Source organism: Streptomyces sp. NPDC007907 (assembly GCF_042959365.1).
Classification (GTDB): Bacteria; Actinomycetota; Actinomycetes; order Streptomycetales; family Streptomycetaceae; genus Streptomyces; species Streptomyces indiaensis.
Genome location: NZ_JBIBKR010000004.1, coordinates 631,760 through 653,759, shown reverse-complemented (window position 1 = coordinate 653,759; position 22,000 = coordinate 631,760). Strand labels below are relative to the sequence as shown.

18 protein-coding genes and 1 pseudogene are annotated in these 22,000 nt (G+C 73.2%); 12 read left to right on the top strand and 7 right to left on the bottom strand.

Features of this window, described 5'->3' with window-relative positions; all coding sequences use genetic code 11:
• The first annotated feature begins 80 nt into the window (after positions 1-80).
• Together ACFZDI_RS19230 and ACFZDI_RS19225 are read left to right on the top strand one after the other, a co-directional pair.
• Positions 81-779: a vancomycin high temperature exclusion protein gene (locus ACFZDI_RS19230; RefSeq protein ID WP_234850721.1), complete on the top strand. Its 699-nt coding sequence runs from the start codon at positions 81-83 to the stop codon at positions 777-779.
• A gap of 320 nt (positions 780-1,099) precedes the next feature.
• A complete protein-coding gene (locus tag ACFZDI_RS19225; protein ID WP_391251903.1) occupies positions 1,100-3,373 on the top strand; it encodes a molybdopterin-dependent oxidoreductase in 2,274 nt (757 codons plus the stop codon).
• A gap of 3 nt (positions 3,374-3,376) precedes the next feature.
• Here the strand turns inward: ACFZDI_RS19225 and ACFZDI_RS19220 are convergent, their stop codons facing one another.
• Positions 3,377-5,023, bottom strand: a complete 1,647-nt coding sequence (locus ACFZDI_RS19220; protein WP_391251901.1) for a M4 family metallopeptidase — start codon at positions 5,021-5,023, stop codon at positions 3,377-3,379.
• Between the two features lie 139 nt (positions 5,024-5,162).
• On the opposite strand from ACFZDI_RS19220, the gene ACFZDI_RS19215 reads away from it, so the two are divergent.
• Complete coding sequence (locus ACFZDI_RS19215; RefSeq protein ID WP_391251900.1) at positions 5,163-5,579, top strand: gamma-glutamylcyclotransferase; 417 nt, start codon at positions 5,163-5,165, stop codon at positions 5,577-5,579.
• Between the two features lie 49 nt (positions 5,580-5,628).
• On the opposite strand, the gene ACFZDI_RS19210 is transcribed toward ACFZDI_RS19215, so the two are convergent.
• Entirely contained in the window at positions 5,629-6,237 is a 609-nt protein-coding gene (locus ACFZDI_RS19210) for an NAD(P)H-dependent oxidoreductase (RefSeq protein ID WP_391251898.1), read from the bottom strand.
• Positions 6,238-6,507: 270 nt separating this feature from the next.
• Here ACFZDI_RS19210 and ACFZDI_RS19205 point away from each other — a divergent pair, with 270 nt between their 5' ends.
• Entirely contained in the window at positions 6,508-7,026 is a 519-nt protein-coding gene (locus ACFZDI_RS19205) for a hypothetical protein (RefSeq protein WP_234850716.1), read from the top strand.
• A 112-nt stretch (positions 7,027-7,138) separates the two neighbouring features.
• The gene (locus ACFZDI_RS19200; protein ID WP_391251895.1) at positions 7,139-7,816 is read left to right on the top strand and encodes a class F sortase; all 678 of its coding nucleotides are present in this window, start codon (positions 7,139-7,141) and stop codon (positions 7,814-7,816) included.
• On the opposite strand, the gene ACFZDI_RS19195 is transcribed toward ACFZDI_RS19200, so the two are convergent.
• On the bottom strand, positions 7,754-8,146 hold the full coding sequence (locus tag ACFZDI_RS19195; RefSeq protein WP_344368337.1) for a helix-turn-helix domain-containing protein: 393 nt from the start codon (positions 8,144-8,146) through the stop codon (positions 7,754-7,756). The two genes, ACFZDI_RS19200 and ACFZDI_RS19195, sit on opposite strands and share 63 nt — an antisense overlap.
• Before the next feature lie 104 nt (positions 8,147-8,250).
• Here ACFZDI_RS19195 and ACFZDI_RS19190 point away from each other — a divergent pair, with 104 nt between their 5' ends.
• Positions 8,251-9,144 (top strand): NAD(P)-binding domain-containing protein, encoded by an 894-nt coding sequence (locus ACFZDI_RS19190; RefSeq protein WP_391251893.1) that lies wholly within the window; start codon positions 8,251-8,253, stop codon positions 9,142-9,144.
• Here the strand turns inward: ACFZDI_RS19190 and ACFZDI_RS19185 are convergent.
• Positions 9,141-9,940 (bottom strand): annotated as a pseudogene (locus ACFZDI_RS19185) (sulfite exporter TauE/SafE family protein). The gene ACFZDI_RS19190 and the pseudogene ACFZDI_RS19185 overlap by 4 nt on opposite strands.
• A 248-nt stretch (positions 9,941-10,188) precedes the next feature.
• Between ACFZDI_RS19185 and ACFZDI_RS19180 the strand changes: the two are divergent.
• From ACFZDI_RS19180 to nirD, 3 genes are read left to right on the top strand one after another with little or no spacing between them, the layout of a single operon-like run.
• Positions 10,189-11,406: an NAD(P)/FAD-dependent oxidoreductase gene (locus tag ACFZDI_RS19180; RefSeq protein ID WP_234850821.1), complete on the top strand. Its 1,218-nt coding sequence runs from the start codon at positions 10,189-10,191 to the stop codon at positions 11,404-11,406.
• Positions 11,406-14,015, top strand: coding sequence for a nitrite reductase large subunit NirB (gene nirB / locus ACFZDI_RS19175; RefSeq protein WP_391251890.1), 2,610 nt, complete (start codon positions 11,406-11,408; stop codon positions 14,013-14,015). Before ACFZDI_RS19180 ends, nirB begins: the two co-directional genes overlap by 1 nt.
• Entirely contained in the window at positions 14,012-14,362 is a 351-nt protein-coding gene (gene nirD / locus ACFZDI_RS19170; protein ID WP_234850819.1) for a nitrite reductase small subunit NirD, read from the top strand. The genes nirB and nirD overlap by 4 nt, the downstream gene beginning before the upstream one ends.
• Before the next feature lie 67 nt (positions 14,363-14,429).
• On the opposite strand, the gene ACFZDI_RS19165 is transcribed toward nirD, so the two are convergent.
• On the bottom strand, positions 14,430-14,831 hold the full coding sequence (locus tag ACFZDI_RS19165) for a hypothetical protein (RefSeq protein WP_391251887.1): 402 nt from the start codon (positions 14,829-14,831) through the stop codon (positions 14,430-14,432).
• Positions 14,832-15,991: 1,160 nt separating this feature from the next.
• On the opposite strand from ACFZDI_RS19165, the gene ACFZDI_RS19160 reads away from it, so the two are divergent.
• On the top strand, positions 15,992-16,420 hold the full coding sequence (locus ACFZDI_RS19160) for a peptidase inhibitor family I36 protein (RefSeq protein ID WP_234850956.1): 429 nt from the start codon (positions 15,992-15,994) through the stop codon (positions 16,418-16,420).
• A 116-nt stretch (positions 16,421-16,536) separates the two neighbouring features.
• Here ACFZDI_RS19160 and ACFZDI_RS19155 read toward each other — a convergent pair whose 3' ends face one another.
• Positions 16,537-18,228 carry a SulP family inorganic anion transporter gene (locus ACFZDI_RS19155; protein ID WP_391251885.1) on the bottom strand — a complete coding sequence of 564 codons (1,692 nt, stop codon included), beginning with the start codon at positions 18,226-18,228 and terminating at the stop codon, positions 16,537-16,539.
• Positions 18,229-18,647: 419 nt separating this feature from the next.
• Entirely contained in the window at positions 18,648-19,253 is a 606-nt protein-coding gene (locus tag ACFZDI_RS19150; RefSeq protein ID WP_234848383.1) for a carbonic anhydrase, read from the bottom strand.
• Positions 19,254-19,480: 227 nt separating this feature from the next.
• On the opposite strand from ACFZDI_RS19150, the gene ACFZDI_RS19145 reads away from it, so the two are divergent.
• Positions 19,481-20,317 carry a winged helix-turn-helix domain-containing protein gene (locus tag ACFZDI_RS19145; RefSeq protein WP_391251882.1) on the top strand — a complete coding sequence of 279 codons (837 nt, stop codon included), beginning with the start codon at positions 19,481-19,483 and terminating at the stop codon, positions 20,315-20,317.
• Complete coding sequence (locus ACFZDI_RS19140) at positions 20,314-21,804, top strand: ATP-binding protein (RefSeq protein WP_391251880.1); 1,491 nt, start codon at positions 20,314-20,316, stop codon at positions 21,802-21,804. Before ACFZDI_RS19145 ends, ACFZDI_RS19140 begins: the two co-directional genes overlap by 4 nt.
• Positions 21,805-22,000 lie beyond the last annotated feature (196 nt).

Genomic DNA, 22,000 nt, shown 5'->3' with positions numbered 1-22,000 from the left:
TCACGTGGGGCCGGATGAACCGGGCGGCCCGGGAGGACGTCCCTGACTGTCGAGGGGCCGACCTGGGGAGGGACCGTCCGATGCGTCGTGTGACGTTGCGCGGACCGTGGCTGCCGCGTACCCGGCGGGGGCAGCGGCGGCTGGTGCAGGCCGTGATGGCCGGGTGCGTGCTCGCGTTGCTCCCGGCGACGTGGATGTACGCCGTGGCGGGCGACCGGCTGCGGACGGCGGCGGATGTGCCGCGTACCGAGGTGGCCGTGGTGTTCGGCGCGGGGCTGTGGGACGGCGAGCCCTCGCCGTATCTCGCGCACCGGCTCGACGCCGCTGCGCGGCTGTACCGGGAGGGGCGGGTCGAGGTGGTGCTCGTCACCGGGGACAACAGCCGTGAGGACTACGACGAGCCGGACGCGATGCGCGGGTATCTGACGCGGCACGGGGTGCCCGACAGGCGGATCGTCAGCGACTACGCGGGGTTCGACACCTGGGACTCGTGCGTGCGCGCGAAGAAGATCTTCGGAGTGGACGAGGCCGTGCTGATCAGCCAGGGCTTCCACATCCGGCGGGCGGTGGCGCTGTGCGAGGCGGCGGGGGTCGCGTCGTACGGGGTCGGGGTGGACGCCGTGCACGACGCGACCTGGTACTACGGCGGCGCCCGGGAGATCCTCGCCGCCGGGAAGGCCGCGCTGGACGCGGCCTTCCGGCCGGACCCGCGGTTCCTCGGGCCGCGGGAGCCGGGGGTGGAGAGGGCCTTGGCGACGGGCCGGGACCCTCTCCGTTGACCGGGCCGGGCTCAGCGCCCGCTCCTGTACGTCCCCGGTGCGGCCGGTGAGGACCAGGTCCATGGCCTTGGCCCGGCCGACGAGCCGGGTCAGCCGCGGGGTGCGTGCGGCCGATGCCGGGGATCACGCCGAGTGGCGTTTCTCGTCCCACGGGCGACGTCCGTGGCGGTCGGCGGCGACGTGAAGGTGGGCAGGCGTGTGCCCGACCAGGCCGGGGGCTCCGGCCTCACGCGGGCGGGGCGGCGGCGGGGAGGTTGCCGTCCCGGCCGCGTAACAGGGAGCCGTCCCCGGCGTAACACGGCCGACGCACGCTGGACGGCATGCAGAACACCGCGACGCCCACGCACTGCCCGTACTGCGCCCTGCAGTGCGGGATGAACCTGACGCCCGCCCCGGACGGGACCGTCGCGGTGAGCGAGCGCGCGGACTTCCCGGTGAACCGGGGTGCCCTGTGCGGCAAGGGGCGGACGGCCGCGGCCGTGCTCGCGCCCGGCGTGCGGCTGACCTCCCCGTTGGTGCGCGACGAGGGCGGCACGCTGGTGCCCGCCTCCTGGGACGAGGCGCTGGGCAGGATCACCGCGGGGCTGGGCCGCACCCGCGCGCAGCACGGCCCGGACGCGGTCGGGGTGTTCGGCGGGGGCGGGCTGACGAACGAGAAGGCGTACACGCTCGGCAAGTTCGCGCGGGTCGTGCTCGGCACCTCCCAGATCGACTACAACGGGCGTTTCTGCATGTCGTCGGCTGCGGCCGCCGGCATCAAGGCGTTCGGGCTCGACCGCGGGCTGCCGTTCCCGCTGGAGGACATCCCGAAGTCCGGCTGCGTGATCCTCGTCGGGTCGAACCTCGCGGAGACCATGCCGCCGTCGCTGCGGTTCTTCACCGAGCTGAAGGAGAACGGCGGCACGCTGATCGTCGTCGACCCGCGCCGCACGAAGACCGCCGAGCAGGCGGACCTGCACCTGGCGCCCCGGCCGGGCACGGACCTGGCCCTCGCCCTGGGCCTGCTGCACCTGGTGATCGCCGAGGGGCGGGTGGACGAGGAGTACGTCCAGGAGCGGACCGTGGGCTGGGAGGACGCCCGGGCCGCCGCGATGGCCCACTGGCCGGAGTACGTGGAGCGGATCACGGGGGTGTCCGTTCCACAACTGCGGGAGACCGTGCGGCTGTTCTGCGAGCCGGAGTCGGCGATGGTGCTCACCGCCCGGGGGCCCGAGCAGCAGTCCAAGGGCACGGACACGGTGGGCGCGTGGATCAACCTGTGCCTGGCGACCGGCCGGGCGGGCCGTCCGCACTCCGGGTACGGCTGCCTGACCGGCCAGGGCAACGGGCAGGGCGGGCGCGAACACGGGCAGAAGGCCGATCAGTTGCCGGGCTACCGCAAGCTCGACGACCCGGCCGCCCGGGCGCACGTCGCCGAGGTGTGGGGCGTCGACCCGGACAGTCTGCCGGGCCCGGGGCGCAGTGCGTACGAGCTGCTGGACGCGCTGGGCACCGACATCAGGTCGCTGCTGCTGATGGCGTCCAACCCGGTGGTGTCCGCGCCGCGTGCCGCGCACATCGAGGAGCGCATCCGGTCGCTGGACTTCCTGGCGGTCTGCGACGTGGTGCTGTCGGAGACGGCGGAACTGGCGGACGTGGTCCTGCCGGTCACCCAGTGGGCCGAGGAGACGGGTACGACGACGAACCTGGAGGGCAGGGTGCTGCTGCGGCGCCGGGCGGTCACCCCGCCCGACGGCGTGCGCAGCGACCTGGAGGTACTGCACGAGCTCGCCGCCCGCCTGGGCGTGGAGAAGGGCTTCCCGACCGACCCGGAGGAGGTCTTCGAGGAACTGCGCCGGGCGTCGGCGGGCGGGGCGGCGGACTACTCGGGGATCACGTACCGGAGGCTGGCGGAGGAGAACGGGGTGTTCTGGCCGTGCCCCGCGCCGGTGGAACCGGCGGGCGAGGGCGAAGGCACCCCGCCCCTCGGGGAGGCAGCGGCTGGACACCCGGGCGTGCCCCACGGCGACGCAGCACCCGCCCACCCGAGCACGCCGGGCAGCGACGCAACACCCGCGCGTCCGAGCACGCCCCGCGATGACGCAACACCCGCGAACACGGGCACGCCCCGCGATGACGCACCGGCCGTGCACCCCGGCACGCCCCGTCTCTTCCTCGACCGCTTCGCGACCCCCGACGGCCGGGCCCGCTTCGTCCCCGTCTCGCACCGGGCGACCGCCGAGGAACCCGACGACGAATACCCGGTGCTGCTGACCACCGGCCGGGTCGTGGCGCAGTACCAGTCCGGGGCGCAGACCCGCCGCGTGGCGGAGCTGAACGCCGCCGCGCCCGGACCGTTCGTGGAACTGCACCCGAGGCTGGCGGCCCGGCTCGGAGCGGCCGAGGGCGATCCGGTGGCCGTCGTGTCCCGGCGGGGCCGGGCCGTGGCGCCCGCGAGGATCACGCACGCCATCCGGCCCGACACCGTCTTCATGCCCTTCCACTGGCCGGGCGAGGGCCGCGCCAACACCCTCACCAACCCCGCGCTCGACCCGACCTCCCGGATGCCGGAGTTCAAGACGTGCGCGGTGCGGCTGGAGGCCGTCGAGCGGTAGCGGTCAGCTCACGGCCACGGCCTTCCAGGCCGCCGCCACCGCCTTCTGCTCGGTGCTGTCGGCGCCGTAGAGGTCCTTCGCCGCGTTCAAGGTGGCCGTGCGTGCGGCCGCGTAGTCCGTCGAGGACGTCATGTAGACCGTCAGCGCGCGGTACCAGATCTTGCCCAGGGCGGCCCGGCCGATGCCGGTCACCGTGGAGCCATCGCAGGTCGGGGAGTTGTAGGCGACACCGTTGAGGGTCTTGGCGCCGCTGCCCTCCGCGAGCAGGTACGCGAAGTGGTTGCCGACGCCCGAGGAGTAGTGCACGTCGAGGTCGCCGAGCTTCGCGTTCCAGCAGTCGGCCGACTTGCCGTCCTTCGACGGCTTGTCCATGAAGCGCAGGGCCTCGCGACCGAGGCCGGAGCGCACGATCTTCTCGCCGATGAGCCAGTCGCCCCGGTCCTCGGCGTTCTGCGCGTGGAACTCCACCAGCGTGCCGAAGATGTCCGAGGTGGCCTCGTTCAGACCGCCGGACTCGCCGGAGTAGGTCAGCGCCGCCGTCTTCGACGTCACTCCGTGGGACATCTCGTGCCCGGCGACGTCCAGCGAGACCAGCGGGCCCATGAGCTTGCCGTCGCCGTCTCCGTAGGTCATGCAGAAGCAGTTGTCGTCCCAGAAGGCGTTGTTGTAGTCCTTGCCGTAGTGGACGCGGTTGAAGGAGCCCTTGCCGTCGCCCGCGATGCCGTCGCGGCCGTGGACCTTCTTGTAGTAGTCCCAGGTGACGTCCGTGCCGTACTGGGCGTCCACCGCGACCGTGGTCCGGTCGGCGACCGTGCCCGTGCCCCACTGGTTGTCGGCGTCCGTGAAGAGCGTCGCGGGGGCGCGGGTCAGGCAGATGGTCAGCAGGCACTTGTCCGTCTTGTTCTCGGCGTCGCCGGTGTAGGTGCCGCCGCGTGTCGCGTCCTTCAGCTGGTACGACGAGCCGGACGCGGTCGTCTCCAGCGGGACCGTGCCGCCGTAGAGGGACTTGCCCTCGCCCGACGCCGACTCCAGGGAGTCCCAGGCGTCGATGCGGGCACCGGTCGTCGCGTCGGTCAGCAGGGTGCGCGCGACGGGGTTGCCGCGTTCGTCGTGCGCGACCGCGTCGGTCTGCCAGGCCAGCTTCGGGGCGCCGTGCAGGGCGTCGACGACCAGCCGGGGCTTGGCGGTGAGCTTCTCCAGGGTCTCGCCGAGGTGGGCCGCACGCAGCAGGTTCGCGGCGAGGTCGGCGGCCTTGGGGGCGGTCACCTTCGGGGTGACGCCGGCCAGTGAGAGAGGGGACTTCGTCGCCCGGCTCGTCCCGCGGTAGGTGCCGTCCGGGTTCAGGTGGAGCACGAAGTCGCCCCCGAGGACCGGGAGCCGGTGGTAGGTGCGGTCGTAGCGCACGTGCCGGGTGCCGTCCTCGTCGACGACGACGTCCCGGACCTTCGTCCGCTGGGCCGGGGTGAGGCCCAGGGCTCCGGCCCGGTCGGCGAGCACCGCCTCCGCGTCCTCGATCGCGTCCGACCTGGTCGGCAGGTCGGCCGCTCCGGCGGACGGGGAGAGAACGGCGGCCAGCAGGGCGGTGGTGCCGGTGACGGCCACACCGGCGAGGGCGAGACGGGAACCGCGGACATGACGTATCCGACTCATCGGTCTCCTCATACGGGCGCACCCGGTCGTGTGGGGTCGACCGGGGGCGGCGTTGATGTTGACCGCGAGTAAATTCGGCACGGACCTGGCATGTCCATAGCCCCGCTGTGGAGGTGTGTGAGGGTGGAGAATCGTTCCTGTGACCCTCCCTTTCTTCGTCTACGGCACCCTCCGTCCGGGGGAGGTCAACCACGACCTCTTCCTGCGCGGCCGCACCCGCTCCGAGGAGCCGGGCAGCCTCACGGACGCGGTGCTGTACGAGGGGCCGGGCTACCCCTACGCGGTCGAGGAGCCGGGCGGCGGCACGGTGAGCGGGGAGCTGGTGACCGCGCTGCCCGAGACGTACCCGGGGCTGCTCGCGGAGCTGGACCGGCTGGAGGAGTACGTACCGGGGCATCCGCGCAGTCTGTACGTGCGCGTCGAGCGGAAGGTCGTCCGGCCGGCGGACGGGGAGACCGTGCGGGCGTGGGTGTACGTGGCCGCGCCCGCCGTCGCCGCACGGCTGCGGGCCCGGGGGCGGGCCATCGCGGGCGGGGACTGGCGGGCGCGGGTGTGACGGGCCGCGGGCGCGCGGGGCGTGTGCGTCCACGGCGGGCTCCGCGGGCTCAGCCGCCGTACGGCCGCCGCTCCCGGGCCTCCCGCAACGCCCTGCCCCACCAGACCAGTTGGTCGAACATGGTCTTCGCCGCCGCGTCCGGGCCGGACGGGTCGCGCAGGGCGCCCCGGTCGTCGAAGGCGGCGCCGGCGTTGTGGAAGGAGACGGTGTCGCGAACCGTCACGGCGTGCAGCTCCGCGAAGACCTGACGCAGGTGCTCCACGGCACGCAGACCGCCGGAGAGGCCGCCGTAGGAGACGAGGCCGACGGGCTTGGCCTGCCATTCGGTGAAGTGCCAGTCGACGAGGTTCTTCAGGCCCGCCGGGAAGGAGTGGTTGTACTCGGGCGTGAGGACCACGAAGGCGTCCGCGCCGGACAGCTTCGGGGTGATGCCGGACAGTGCGGCGGTCGCCTCCGGGGTGGGTTCGAGGGACATGGGCAGCGCGGCCTCGGCGACGTCGACGACCTCGGCGACCAGGTCGTCCCGGTCCCCGATGCAGGTGAGGAGCCAGTCGGCGACGACGGGGCCGAAGCGGCCGTGCCGGTTGCTGCCCACGACGAGGGTCAGGCGGAGCGGGTCGGTCGCGGCGGCTGCTGATGCGGTGGTGGTGGAGTTCATGCCGCACAGCCTCGTACCTCAACCATTGTTGAGGTCAAGCGGCGACGCGTACGCCGGGGTCACCCGTTCACACGCGCACGCCGCGCATTTCCCCGACTCGCCCCAAGAGAGGTCCGTGACCTGGCGAAACGACCGTGAGGAGCAGCCCGGTTCACCTTCCCCTGACACCCGTTCACCCCAATTCTGACGCTCCCTCAGGGCGCGCGGTCGACCCGCGGCCCGTTACCTCGGAAGGGCAGGCGCACGACCGACCCGCTCGAAGGAGCACCGATGCGACGTACCGCCCGGCAGCTGACCGCCACCGCGCTCACCGTCGCCGCCGCGGCCCTCGCCGCCGCTCCCGCCCACGGCACGTCCGGCGGCGGTCTGGAGGTGTCCCCGGCGTCGGTCGTGCCCGGGGGCGGGGTCACGGTGCGCACGGCGGCCTGTGGCGGCGGCTCGGTGACGGGTGACGCCAGCGCGGTCGGGGCGGGCTCCCTCAGCCTGGTCCCGGACGCACACGGGCAGGACGCGACCGGGCGGTTCAGGGTGCCGCCGAGTGCGCAGCCGGGGACGTACGAGATCACCGCGACCTGCGGTGGCAGCGGCCGGCGGATCACCGGGGACCTGGTGGTCACGCTGACGCCGGTGCGCGGGCAGGTGCATCCCCGAGGAAGTGTGAAGACGGGGGTCGGCGGCGCCCTGGGCCCCGATCCCGTGCAGACCGCGGCCGGTGTGGCGGCCCTCGCCGTCGCCGCCGCGGGCGGTACCTGGCTCCTGCATCGCCGGGCGAGAGGCGACGGGATCTGACGGGCACCCTCCGCTGTCCGTCGCCGGTACCGCATGTCCCCTCCCCCTCCGGGTCCGACGCCCCTCGCGGCCCGGAGGGGGGTACGGGGCCGGAGCTCAGAAAGGGGTGGGTATGCGCAGGGTCCCCGGGTTCGGCATCGGCGTCCGCAGCCCCGCCAACGCGGCCATGGCGGCCGTCACGGTGTTCGCCCTGTGCTCGGGGGTGTGGCTGCTGCGCGACGCCGCCGGGACGCACGCCCCGCCACAGCCGTCCGCCGCGCAGGCCCGGGCCGGGCTGGACGGCGGCGCCGGACCGGACGGACGGGCCGGTGAGCGCCCCGGCGTGCCCGCGCTGCCGCCTTCGCCGCCCGACCGGATCCGCATCCCGTCGATCCGGGTCGACGCGCCCCTGACCGGACTCGGCCTGACGAGGACCGGCAGCCTCGACGTGCCGCCCGCCGCGGACGAGAACCTCGCCGGCTGGTACGAGGCCGGCACCACCCCCGGTGAACGGGGCACCGCGATCGTCGCCGGGCACGTCGACAACGCCGACGGCCCCGCCGTCTTCTACGGCCTCGGCGCCCTGGCCAGGGGCAGCACGATCGAGGTGGACCGGCGGGACGGCGGCGTCGCGGTGTTCACCGTGGACGCCGTCGAGGTGTACGCCGCGACGAACTTCCCCGACGAGAAGGTCTACGGCGCCGCCCACCGCCCCGAACTGCGGGTCATCACCTGCGGCGGCGGCTGGTCACGCGGCACCGGGTACCAGGGGAACGTCGTCGTCTTCGCCCACCTGACCGGCAGCCGGTGACACACCGACGACATGGGTCCGCCCCCAGGCGCCCAGCGGTTCCAGCGCCCGGTTCAGCGAAGCGCCCCGGGCCGTCAGGGAGTACTCCACCCGCGGCGGCACCTCGTCGTACGCCTCGCGGTGGACCAGCCCGTCGGACTCCATCTCCCGCAGGTGCGAGGCGAGCACCTTCTCGGTGACGCCCGGCAGTTCTCGGCGGAGCTCCCCGAAGCGGCACGGCCGCTCGTTCAGCGCCCAGAGGATCAGCACCTTCCACTTGCCGCCGATCACGTCCATCGCCGCGTCGATCCCGCACACGTACGCCCCCGGCCGCCGCCCGGTCGTCCCCATGCCCGCCCCTCCCCTTGCGCTGCCTGCACCCTTCCCCCGGAGTAACCACCCACTTCGAAGTGCGTACTTGAGCGGGCGCTCCCCCTGCGACGAGCCTAAACGCCATGACCGACACCGCAGTTGCCCCCCGTACTCCTCTGACTCTTCTCGGCACCGGTGCCATGGGCACCGCCCTCGCCCGTGTCTGGCTGGCCGCCGGGCACGAGGTGACCGTCTGGAACCGCACCGCCGCCCGTGCCGAGCCGCTCGCCGCCGAGGGCGCCACCGTCGCCGCGCGCGCCGCCGAGGCCGTGGCCGCGAACCGGCTCGTGATCGCCTGCCTGCTGGACGACGCCTCCGTGGGCGAGGCCCTCGACGGGGCCGCACTCGCCGGGCGGGACCTGGTGAACCTCACCACCGGCACCCCGGCCCAGGACCGGGCACGTGCCGCCTGGGCCGAGGAACGCGGCGCCCGCTTCCTGGGCGCCGGGATCATGGCCGTCCCCCCGATGATCGGCGCCCCGGGCTCCGGCGGCTACGTGTTCTACAGCGGCTCCGCCGGGCTGTTCGAGGAGCACCGCGAGACGCTCGCCGTCCCGGCCGGCACCCGTTACGTCGGGGCCGACCCGGGCTTCGCCGCGCTGCACGACGTGGCTCTGCTGAGCGCGATGAGCGGCATGTTCGCGGGCATCGCCCACGCCTTCGCGCTGATCCGCCCGGAGGGCATCGCGCCGAAGGACTTCGCACCGCTGCTCGTGGACTGGCTCACCGCGATGGCCCCGGCCGCGCACCAGAGCGCCGAGGGGCTCCAGAGCGGCGACTACACCCGCGGTGTCGTCTCCAACCTCGCGATGCAGGTCGCGGGCAACGCCACGCTGCTGCGCACGGCCGAGGAACAGCGGGTCAGTCCGGAGCTGCTGACGCCGTACATGCGGCTCATGGAACGCAGGCTCGCGCAGGGGCACGGGGACGAGGACGGGACGGGCGTGGTCGACCTGCTGGCCCTGCGAGGGCGCTAGGCGATCCACTGCTCGTACGCCAGGTTCCCCACCAGGGCGAAGACGACGGTCAGCAGCATGATGCGGACGAAACCGCTGCCCTGCTTCAGGGCGGTGTGGGCGCCCAGGGCGCCGCCCGCCAGGTTGAAAAGGGCCATGAGTGCGGCCAGTTGCCACAGGACCGCACCCTGCCGGGCGAAGGTCGCGAGGGCGCCCGCGATGGGGGTCCCCCCTGCTCGAGCGAAGCCGAGAGCTTGGGGGAACAGCAGTTGACGATCTTCGCGGTGGCGGAGGCCGTGACGAGGTCGAGGTGGAGGATCGCGGTGAGCGCGAGGACCAGGAACGTGCCGGTGCCCGGCCCGATCAGGCCGTCGTAGAAGCCGATACCGAGGCCCGCGAGGCCGATCGCGGCCAGGATGCGGCGGGGGCCTGCCGGGCCGGTCGCCGGTGCCGTGCCGAAGGCGGGCCGCAGGATCACGAAGGCGGCGACCCCGAGCAGCACCACCATGATCACCGGCTTGAGGACGCCGGTGCTCATCCCGGCCGCGAAGAAGGCCCCGGCGGAGGACCCGGCGAGGGCGGCCAGCCCGATGCGGACGGCTGTCCGCACGTCCACCGGGGCCTTGCGGGCGTACGTCACCGCCGCGCCCGTGGTGCCGACGATGGCGACCGCCTTGTTCGTGCCGAGGGCGTGCGCGGCGGGCGTGCCGGACGGCACTCCCAGATGCAGCACCGGCAGCAGGAGCAGCCCGCCGCCACCGACCACGGCGTCGATCCACCCGGCGGCGAGGGCCGCGAGCCAGAGCAGGGCGATCATGGTCAGTGATATCAGGGCATGATCGAGGCCCTAGGCGAGGCCTGCGCCGCCTCTCTGACAACCGGCAGTCACCGCACCGCGGGAACCCTCACAGCCCGCTGTCACCGCACCCGGGGAACCCTCACAGCCCGCTGTCGCCCCAGCTCAGGAACCCTCACATACGGCCTCCTCCCCCGCTGAGGGCAGCGTTCCCCGCGGGAAACAGACGTGATGCTGCCGGGTAACACCCGCACCGCACGCTCGAGTGCATGACCTCGAATGAGCGTGTGGTGGTGATCGGCACCGGCCTCGCGGGCGTACGGCTCGCCCGGCGGCTCGGTGAGCTCGGCACGCCCGCGCTGCTCATCGGCGAAGAGGAACACCGGCCCTACAACCGGGTCCTGCTCGCCGACGTGCTGGCCGGACGGTACAGCCCCGAGGTGATCGCCCTGCCGACGCCGGCGCGGCTCCTGCGCGGCCGGGTCGTCGGTGTCGACCGCGAGCGGCGGACCGTCGCCTGCGCGGACGGGACGGTGATCGCATACGACCGGCTCGTCCTCGCGACCGGCTCCAACCCCGTCCTGCCGCCGCTGCGGGGGCTGTTCACCGAGAACCACGAACTGCCCGAAGGTGTCCACGCCTTCCGGACCATGGACGACTGCCTGGGGCTGTCGAAGGCGGTCCGGCCGGGCGTGCGGGCCGTCGTCGTCGGCGGCGGTCTCCTCGGGGTGTCGGCGGCCCGGGCGCTCGCCCTGCGCGGCGCCCAGGTCGTGCTCGCCCAGCAGTCCGAGCGGCTGATGGAACGCCAGCTCGACCCGGCCGCCTCGAAGCTCGTCGAGCGGCATCTGATCGACCTGGGCGTCGAGGTGCACACCGAGTGCCGGGTGCGGGACGTGCGCTGCGTCGCGGGCGCGGTCCGCTCGGTGGAGATGGCCGACGGGTACGCGCTCGACGCCGACCTGGTCGTCGTCGCCTGTGGGGTCCACCCCCGGGTCGGTCTCGCGCAGGCCGCCGGGCTCGACGTCCGCAAGGGCGTCGTCGTCGACGACGAGCTGCGCACCTCCGACCCGTACATCCACGCCGTCGGCGACTGCGCCCAGCACGCCGGCGTGCTCTACGGACTCGCCACTCCCGCGCTCGAACAGGCCGACGTGCTGGCCGAGTTGCTGGCCGGGGACGCGAGCGCCCGGTACACCGGCACACGCTCGCTGACCCGGCTCACCCTCACGGGGCACGACAGCCCGTTCGACCTCGCCGCGTTCGGCGAGACCGAGGTGCTCCCGGGCGACGACGTCGTCCAGCTCGCCGACGCCACCCGCGGCACCTACCGCAAGGTCGTCGTCCGCGACGACCGCCTCGTCGGCGGGGTCCTCGTCGGCGAACTCGGCACCGTCGGCGCGCTCGCCCGCGCCTGGGAGGGAGCAGAGCCGCTCCCCTCCGACGGCGGCCCCCTGCTCCACCTGCTCACCAACGATGGAGGCTCCTGATGACGGCCACCCCGGGGGCGACCCCCACGATCGTGCTCGTCGGCCACGGCATGGTCGGCCAGCGCTTCCTCGAAGCGCTCGCCGAGCGCGGCCTGACCGCCACGCACCGCGTGGTCGTCCTCTGCGAGGAGCCGCGTCCGGCCTACGACCGTGTCGCCCTCACCTCGTACTTCTCGGGCAAGACACCGGACGACCTGTCCATGACGGACATGGAGTTCATCGAAAGCCACGGCATCGAGCTGTACGTGGGCGACCCGGCGGTCTCCGTCGACCGTGACGCGAAGAAGGTCACCGCCCGCTCGGGCGAGGTCTTCGACTACGACACGCTCGTCCTCGCCACCGGCTCGTACCCGTTCGTGCCGCCGGTCCCGAACAAGGACGCCGAGGGCTGTTTCGTCTACCGCACGATCGAGGACCTGCTCGCGATCGAAGAGTACGCCAAGTCGAAGGCCACGGTGGGCGCCGTGGTCGGTGGCGGACTGCTCGGCCTGGAGGCCGCGGGGGCGCTGAAGGGCCTCGGACTCACCTCCCACATCGTGGAGTTCGCGCCGCGGCTGATGCCCGTCCAGGTGGACGACGGCGGCGGTGCCGCGCTGCTGCGCACCATCGAGCAGATGGGCCTGACCGTCCACACGGGCGTGGGCACGCAGGAGATCCTGGTCGACTCCGAGGGCGCCGTCACCGGCATGAAGCTCTCCGACGGCTCCGAACTCGCCACCGACATGGTGGTGTTCTCCGCCGGTGTGCGCCCCCGCGACCAGCTGGCCCGCGACTGCGGACTGACGGTCGGCGAGCGCGGCGGCATCACGGTGGACGAGCAGTGCCGTACGGTCGCCGACCCGCACGTCTTCGCGATCGGCGAGTGCGCTCTGGCCTCCGACGGCCGGGTCTACGGCCTGGTGGCCCCGGGGTACGAGCAGGCCGAGACGGCGGCGGCGACGATCGCCTCGGACGAGGCGTCCTTCACCGGCGCCGACCTGTCCACCAAGCTGAAGCTGCTCGGCGTGGACGTGGCGTCCTTCGGCGACGCGCACGGCACCGCCGAGGACTGCCTGGACGTCGTCTACTCCGACTCCCGCGCGGGCCTGTACAAGAAGCTGGTCATCGGCCGCGACGGCACGCTGCTCGGCGGCATCCTGGTCGGCGACGCGGAGGCGTACGGCACGCTGAAGGCGTTCACCGGCTCCGTCCCACCGGTCTCGCCCGAGTCGCTGGTGCTGCCGGCCGGGGCCGGGGAGTCCGTGCAGCTCGGCCCGTCCGCCCTGCCGGACGACGCGATCGTCTGCTCCTGCCACAACGTCTCCAAGGGCACGATCCGCGGCGCGGTCACCGACCACCAGTGCACGACCGTGCCCGAGGTGAAGAAGTGCACCAAGGCCGGCACCGGCTGCGGCTCCTGCGTCAAGGTCCTCGGCCAGCTCGTCAACGCCGAGCTGGAGGCGAGCGGCGTCGAGGTCGACAAGGGCCTGTGCGGCTGCTTCGGGCAGACCCGCGAGGAGCTCTATGAGATCGTCCACGCCCTGCGCATCACCACGTACCAGGACCTGCTGGACCGGCACGGCCGCGAGGAGGCCCGGGGCGGTGACGGCTGCGAGGTCTGCAAGCCGGCCGTCGGCTCGATCATCGCCTCGCTCGCCCCGACGATCGGCGCGAGCGGCTACGTCCTGGACGGCGAGCAGGCGGCCCTCCAGGACACCAACGACCACTTCCTGGCCAACCTGCAGAAGAACGGCTCGTACTCGGTCGTGCCGCGCATCCCCGGCGGCGAGATCGCCCCGGAGAAGCTGATCGTGATCGGCGAGATCGCCCGGGACTTCGGCCTCTACACGAAGATCACCGGCGGTCAGCGGATCGACATGTTCGGCGCCCGCGTCGAGCAACTGCCGCTGATCTGGGCCCGGCTGGTCGACGCGGGCTTCGAGTCCGGCCACGCCTACGGAAAGTCGCTGCGCACGGTGAAGTCCTGCGTCGGCCAGACCTGGTGCCGCTACGGCGTCCAGGACTCCGTCCGGATGGCGATCGACCTGGAGCTGCGCTACCGGGGGCTCAGGTCGCCCCACAAGCTCAAGTCGGCCGTCTCCGGCTGCCAGCGCGAGTGCGCGGAGGCCCAGTCGAAGGACTTCGGCGTGATCGCCACGGCGAACGGCTGGAACCTCTACGTCGGCGGCAACGGCGGCGCGACGCCGCGCCACGCGGACCTGCTCGCACAGGACCTGTCGGACGCCGAACTGATCCGCCTGATCGACCGGTTCCTGATGTTCTACATCCGCACCGCCGACCGCCTGGAGCGCACCTCGACGTGGCTGGAGCGGATCCCCGGCGGCCTCGACCACGTGCGGGACGTCGTCGTCCACGACTCGCTCGGCATCTGCGACGAGCTGGAGCAGCTGATGCGGGCGCATGTCGCGCACTACCGCGACGAGTGGGCCGAGACCATCAACGACCCCGAGAAGCTCGCCCGGTTCGTGTCCTTCGTGAACGCCCCGGACACCCCGGACCCGGTCGTCGCCTTCGTGCCCGAGCGTGACCAGATGAAGCCCGACCTGCCGCTGCTGTCCATCGGCATGCGACCCGCCGCTGACGTACTGGAAGGAAGCGCCCAGCGATGACCCTGGCACCCGAGACCACCGACCTCAAGATCGAACTCGCCCTCGACGACGACTGGTTCACGGTCTGCGACCTGAGCACGCTGCTCCCGGGGCGCGGGGTGGCCGCACTGCTGCCGGACGGCCGGCAGGCCGCGGTCTTCCGCGACCGCTCCGGCGACCTGTTCGCCATCGACAATCGCGACCCCTTCACCGGCGCGGCCGTCCTCTCCCGGGGCCTCACCGGCACCCACCAGGGCCGCCCCTTCGTCGCCTCGCCCCTCCTGAAGCAGCGCTTCGACCTGACGTCCGGACAGTGCCTGGACGACGAGTCGGTCCGGGTGACGGCGTACAAGGTGCGGGCGGCGTAGGAACACCGGCGTACGGAGACACCCCTCCCTGGAGGGGTGTCTCCGCGTGTGCCCGCCCGGGCGACGTTCAGCGTGCCGGCCGTGCCGCTGTGGGCGAGCGCCGGGGTGCCGGGGAGCGGGGTGCCTCGGCGGCGCGTTCGCAGTGGGGCCAGTCGCCGAAGTCGCGGTCCCGGCTCCACAGGGTGCGGGCCGCCTGGATGTTCCACTCCGGGTCCAGGGCATCGCGCGGCGTGCCGCCCAGCTCGCTCAGCCGGGCGTCGGAGATCTGGAACAGCCCCCAGTTCCGGGTGCCGTTGGTGTTGGGGAGGATGTGCAGCGGGTCGAGGAAGGACTGGCAGTCGGCGATGGCCACCGCCTTGTCGGGCACCTCCCAGAACACCTCCCGCACGCGTTGCCGCACCTTCTGCGGCGGCCACACGTCCATCCGGACCCGCGAGGTGTACAGCGCCTTCTTGGTCGGCTCCGCCACCACGCCGTGGGTTGCAGTCCTCCGGCCAGCACCTGGAACGCCGTGACCCGGCGCAGCGTCTGCGGCCCGAAGTCCCCGTCCACACCGATGTCCGCGCCCTTGGCGTGCAGCAGCCGCTGCACCTCCCGCACGCACTCGTCGTGCTCGCCCATCGCGATCACCGGCGGACAGCCGGCCGAGAACAACGGCCGGTCATCACCGGTGTCGCGCCCGCCGCCCGAGGACGACCGGCCGTTCGTCAGGGCCCAGGCGGAGACACTGACGGCGGCGACGATCACGGCGGCGACGACGGAGGTACGCAGCCGGCGCCGGCGTGAGAGTGCGGCGGGCCGCGGACCCGCCTCGGGGTCCGGCGGGTCGTTGCGGCGGGGGGCCGGGGTGGAGGCGTCGCCGGGGTCGTGCGACGGGGGCGGTTCGTGGCTCCGGCCGGAAACCGGGGCCGGTTCGCCGGACGGGTCGGGGGCCGGGGCCGGTTCGCCGGATCGGGCCGGGATCGGAGTCGGTTCACCGGACGGGTCGGGGACCGGGGCCGGTTCGCCGGATCGGTCCGGGGTCGGGGTCGGTTCGCCGGACGAGTCAATGGGCGCGTCCGGGGCCACGGCGATCCCGGGGACCGAGCCCGAGGTGTGGGAGGGGCCGGCGGAGGCCGGAGCGCCGGGCTGTTGCCCGGTAGCGGCGGCCCGCGCCGCGTCCGCCAGTGCCCACAGCCGGTGCAGGGTGCGCAGTTCGTCCGGAGTGGCACCGCACACCGTGGCCAGTCGGTGGACGCTGCCGTAGTCCTGCGACACCGACGTGCCCCGGCAATACCGGTGCAACGTCGAACCGGACAGGCCGGACTTCCTGGCGAGGGCCTCGTAACTCAGTCCGGACCGGCTCTTGAGTGCACGCAGCAGCGCTGCGAACCGCTCCGTCTCAGGGCATGCGGACAACGCCTCTCCCCCTCGGATTCCCCAACGGACGCTGGTCGGGCGTCTCGTGCCGACACTGTGCCACCAAAGGCGTCCCATGGCCGTCCCAACGGTCGTGGAACGCGCCAGGCAGGCGGTGGGACGACGTCCCGGCATCCCAGCCGGCCCCGCCGTCCTTGCCCCACCGGGTCCCGCCTTGCCAGCGTCGGGCCGTCCGCACCACCGGCCCCGACCTCCGAGGAGACCAGGCCCATGCGCCTTTCCGCACTCCGGCACACCCGTAGGAACCCGCTGCTCGCGGTGCTCGCCGTCAGCGCCGCGGCCGTCACGGCCCTGGCCGTGCCGAACTCCGCGTCGGCGGCCCCGGCCGCGCCCACCGCGGTGGACTGTGCGTCCGGCCACGTCTGCTTCTGGACCGGCGCCAACTTCACCGGCAGCAAGTGTTCGTGGGACGTCGCCGACCCCGACTGGCAGAGCGGTGCCGTCCGGTGTTCCTGGGCCGCCACGACCAACGTGAAGTCCGTGTGGAACGCCGGCACCAGCAGCTCCAGCGGTGTCGCGTACTACCGGGGCGCCGACTACTCCGACCGTGTCGGCTGCACCCGGCAGCAGCACGGCGGCAACCTGGCCGGTACCTACAAGGTCCGTTCCCACAGGTGGATCTCGGGCAGCTGCGGCTGAACCGGCCCCCGGCACCGAGGCGGTGGCGCGCACGCCCGGTCGGGTGTGCACGCCACCGTGGCATGTCCGCGAGCACGGCGTGTCCGGCTGCGCGGCGGGTTCGGCTGCGCGCGGGGTCAGCCCACGAGGGGCGAACGCGCCTGCGCCTGTTCGTCCGGCAGGGGACGCGTGTCGAGGTAGAACCACTCCGCGTCGGCCGTGGACCAGGGCGGCGGTTCGGCCGCCGCCCCCGCCGGCGCAGAGACCGGACGCCTCGGCAGCGGCGCCGCCGCCGGAGCCTCGAACGCGGGCCTCTCGGAACCGGCCTGCGACGCCTCCCCCGGCATCAGCAGCTCCACCCGCAGCCCCAGTCCCCGCTGCTGCGCGGTGAACTCCTCGACCTGGTTGCGGCAGGCGTGGTCCAGATGGGTCACACCGGTCAGGTCGAGGCGGATCCGGGGTTTCCCGGACGCCGCGGCCGCCTCCAGGGCGTCGATCACCTTCGGCAGCCGCAGGAACGTGGCGTTGCCCGCCATGACGACCTTCGCCGTGTCCTGCTCGACGTGCTGGCGGACCACCGTCTGCGACATGCGCAGCGCGGCCAGCACGATCCCCGCGGCGAGACCGAACAGCACGCCCTCCAGCAGCGCGGTCGCCACGATGACCAGCATGGTCAGCGTCATCACCGCGAACTCGCCCTTGTCCTGCCGCCACATCTTCGGGAACTCGGCGGGCCCGAACAGTTTCCAGCCACTGTGCACGAGGACACCGGCCAGCACCGAGATCGGGATCAGCGCGAGCACCTGCGGCAGCAGCAGCGCGAACGCGAGCAGCCACAGGCCGTGCAGGGTCCGGGAGAGCCGGGTCTTGGCCCCGGCCTGGACATTGGCCGAACTGCGCGCCACCACCGCGGTGACGGGGAGCGCGCCGAGGATGCCCGCGACGGTGTTGCCGGCGCCCTGGGCGATCAGCTCGGTGTTGTAGCGGGTGCGGGGACCGCTGTGCATGCGGTCCACGGCCGCGGCCGTGAAGAGGCTCTCCGCGGACGCGATGACCGTGAAGGTGAGGATGGCGGTGATGATCGTCCCGTCGACGAGTCCCGCGAACTGCTCCGCGCCGGGCACCTGCACCGAGTCGAGCAGGTTGCCCACCTGGAGCGTCTTCACGTCGACGCCGGGCAGCGCGGCGACGACCACGCCGATGCCGACGGCGACCAGGGCGGCGGGGATCTTCCCGGCCGGCCCGGGCACCTTCTTCCAGACGAAGCTGAGCACGATCGTGGCGACGCCGAGCAGCGTGGCGATCACCGCCTGCGGGTTCGTCAGGACGTCGGCCAGCAGGCCGGGGATCCCGGCCATGTTCTCGATGGAGGTGCCGGGGGCCTTGGCGTCGGCCATCGGGTAGGCCTGGCTGAACATCAGCGGTACGCCGATGCCGGCGAGCATGCCCTGGACGACGGCCACGGAGATGGCCTGGAACATCCGGCCGAGGCGTACCAGGCCCAGGACGATCTGGAGGAGGCCGGCGAACAGCACGATCACGCCGAGCATCGCCACGCCGACCTCGGCGACGGTCTCCGCGACCAGCGCGGCGAGACCCGCGGCGGGGCCGCTGACCTGGAGCGTGCTGCCGCGGACCGCGCCGACGACCAGGCCGCCGATCACCCCGGAGATGATCCCGAGCTCGGCGGGGACGCCGGAGGCGACGGCGACGCCGATGCACAGGGGCAGGGCGACGAGGAAGACGACGAGCGAGGCGGTGATCTCGGTGACGAGGTCCCCCTTGGCTCGCCCGGCACCCCCGCCGCCACGGCTCTTCACGCCACTCATCACGGCGCGCATCACCCCACCGACCACACCACCGCCCTCGACGCCCGGACCGCCTGGAGCGCCCGGAGCGCCTGGAGCGCCCGGACCATCCGCGACACCCGGCCCCTCGAAGCTGCCCGAACCGCCCGCTGTGCGCGCACGATCGCCGTCCGCGGGCCGGCCGGTCCCCCAGCCCTCGGAACCGCGGGCCCCGCCTCCCCCGCTTGCCGCCCAGGCCTCGCCCAGCGCATCCCCCGGCGCCCCACCGCTCGAACCACCGTCCGCCGGCCAGCCCCATGTGTCCCCCGAAGCACCGGCCCCCCACTCGGTACCCCCCGTCGGCGGGCCACCCATCCGCCAGCCGCCCTCGCCGCCCGACAGTCCCCCGGCTCGCCCGCCCCCCGGGCCCGGCCGTGTCCTCCCCCGGGCGTGTGCCCCGCTCACGCGGCGTGCACCCGGAAGTCGCCGTCGTCTCCGAGTTCGTAGACGAACCCGGTGTCGACCTCGTAGTACCAGCCGTGCAGCCGGAGTCGGCCCGAGTCGAGGCGTTGCCGCACCACGGGGTAACTCCGCAGGGCCGCGAGCTGGTTGACGACGTTGCCCTGGGAGACCTCCGGCAGCGACGGGTCGTCCGGCGCGGTCCGCAGGACCGAGGTCAGTTCGGGGCGGGCGATGCGGAGCCAGGCGTCCACGCCGGGCAGTACCGACAGGTCGTCGCCGGACTTCAGCGCACCCATCGCACCGCAGTGTGAGTGACCGCACACCACGATGTCCTGAACCCCGAGCACCTCCAGTGCGTACTCGATGGTGGCCGCCTCCCCACTGGCCCCGGGCCGCCCGTAAGGCGGCACGATATTGCCCGCGTTCCGGAGCTCGAATATCTCCCCGGGGCGCGCGGCCGTGATCATCGCGGGTATGACACGCGAGTCCGAGCAGGTAATGAACAACGCCTCCGGATATTGCCCTTCAGCCAGTTTCCGAAATTCGCCGCTGTCGAAATCGACGCGCGTCCTGAACGCGCGGGCACGCTCCAGTAAAGCCTTCAAAGTACTCTCCTGAGCTGGGGTTTCATCCGATGCTCATCCGATGCACCCCACCGTAGACCGCCGACCTACAGAGGAAGGTTAAGTAAAGTCCAGAGCCCGGCCAGCAATTGAACATTCTTTGCCCTCGTTCCCAGATCCGGCGTCTTCTTGTAGCGTGTGGACTCCGCGGCAGAATGCGAATTGACGCTGCCCGGATTTCATGCCGGTTTCACGGAGAGACAGGACCCATGGGCCTACGAGTGCTGCTCATCGAAGACGACGAGACGATCGCCGAGCCGCTCACCGAAGGACTCGGTCACTTCGGGCTGACGGTCGACCACGTCGCCACCGGGACGGACGGCCTGAGAGGCCCGTACAACGACGTCGTCCTGCTCGACCTCGGGTTGCCGGACATGGACGGCATCGACGTCTGCCGCGGCATCCGGCAGGTCTCGGACGTACCCATCGTCATCCTCAGCGCGCGCGGCGAGGAGGCCGACCGTGTGCTGGGGCTGGAGCTGGGCGCCGACGACTACCTGGCGAAACCATTCAGCGTGCGGGAACTGGTCGCCCGGGTGCGCGCGGTGACCCGCCGCACGCACCGCAGTACTCCCCGGGCCCGGCACAGCTTCCCGGAGACGCCGGGCGCTCGGGCCGTTCCCGAGCCACCGCCGTACGAACCGGCTCCCGCCCCCGTCCGTGAACCGGCCCCGACGCTGTCCTACGAACCCCCGGCGACCACCTCGTACGACCCCGCCCCCGACCCGCCGCACGACCCGGGCCCGCTCGTCGTGGACCGCCGCACCCGTCAGGTCTGGGTCGGCGACGCCCCCGTCCCGCTCACGCCCAAGGAGTTCGACCTGCTGGCGCTGCTCAGTGAGGATCCCGGCGCGGTCTACTCGCGGCAGCAGATCCTCGACCGCGTCTGGGACCCGCACTACGACGGCCCGACCAAGACCCTGGACGTCCATGTGGCCGCGCTCCGCCGCAAGTTGGGGCACCCGGCGTGGATCAGGACGCTGCGGGGCGTCGGCTTCCGGCTGTCGGTGCACACGGAGCCCGCCGCGCAGGTGGCCTCTCCGTGACCCGCCGGCTGCTGCTCAGCTACCTCAGCCTCGCGGCACTGGTGCTGCTCTGCCTGGAGATCCCGCTGGGTTTCGTCTACTCGCGCGGTGAGCGGGAGCGGGTCGTCAACGCGGCGAAGGACGAGGCCGAGTCGGTCTCAGCGTACGCCGCGCTGTCCCTCGCGGCGGGGCGGGCCGCGCAGGACCTGCCCGCACGGGTGGCGCACTGTGCGGAGCGCATCGGCGGGAAGGTGGTGATCGTCGACGCCTCGGGCACGCCGCTCGCCACCTCGCACCCGCTGGACCCCGAGATGTCCGGCTCGCTGGCCGCCCGGCCGGGCATCGCGGCGGCGCTGCGGGGCGCCTCGACCGTGGACGTACGCACGTCGAGGATCGGCGGTGTGGAGTACCTGTCAGTGGCCGCGCCGGTCGGGCAGGAGGCACGGCCGGTGGGTGCCGTGTGGCTGACGGTGCCGACCCGGACGGTGCACGAGCGCGTCCACCACGTGTGGCTGCTGCTCGCCCTGGGCGGACTGGCCGTGCTGACGGCGGTGGCCGTGGTCGGCTTCGCCTTCGCCCGCTGGGCCGGCCGCCCCATCCGGGAACTGGAGGACGCGACACACGAGTTGGCCGAGGGCGGCGGCCGGTTCACCCCGGTGACGATCACGAAGGGCCCGCCGGAGGTACGCAGCCTGGCCGCCGCGTTCAACCACACCGCCGCCCGGCTCGCCCATCTGCTGGCGTCCCAGCGGGCGTTCGCGGGCGAGGCCTCGCACCAGCTGAAGACGCCCCTGGCGGCGTTGCGGCTGCGTCTGGAGAACCTGGAGCCGGAAATCGCCGCCCGGGCCCGCGGCAGCCTCACGGCCGCCGTCACGGAGACGGACCGGCTGGCCCGGATGGTCGAGCACCTGCTGGCCATGGCCCGGCTGGAGGAACACGCGGCGATCCCCGCCGGTGTCGACCTGGGGGCGGTCTGCGCGGAGCGGCACCGGACGTGGCAGCCCCTGTTCGCACGAGAAGGTGTCTCCCTCGTGCTCTTCGCGGGGAGCGCGGTCCCGGTGCTGGCGGTGCCGGGGGCCGTCGAGCAGATCCTGGACAACCTGCTGTCCAACGCCCTGCGGGCGTCCCCGGCGGGCAGCACCGTCACGATCGAGCCGCGGCTCCAGGCCCCGCCCCGGCGGGCGTTGCGCGACGGCCGTCCGGGCTGGGTCGACCTGCACGTCACCGATGAGGGCCCGGGCATGACGGAGGAGCAGCGGATGCGCGCCTTCGACCGTTTCTGGCGCGCCCCGGGCGCCCCCAAGGGCGGTACGGGTCTCGGTCTCGCCCTGGTGCAGCGCCTGGCCCACGCCAGCGGCGGCGAGGCGGCCCTGCGCGAGGCCGCGACCGGCGGCCTGGACGTGGTGATCCGGCTGCCGTCCGCGCGACCACCGGGCGAGCCCGGGCCCGGCCCGGGCGGCGACCGCCCGAGGAGGCCGAGACGGGAGGCACCGGCGCTGCCGGCGTGACCGCCGGCAGTGCGCGCTCCCCACCACGCCAGGGCGCCCCCGACGACTAGTGCCGCGGCAGGCAACGTTTGCCCGTGAAGGAGCGGCGTCCGGTGCGTGCTCTGGGGGTGCCCCCTGCTCGAAGAGCTTGGGGGAGTGCCGGCCGGAAGCCCCCGTACTGGACGTACTTGGGCTTTCGGCCGGTGCTGCGAGAGGG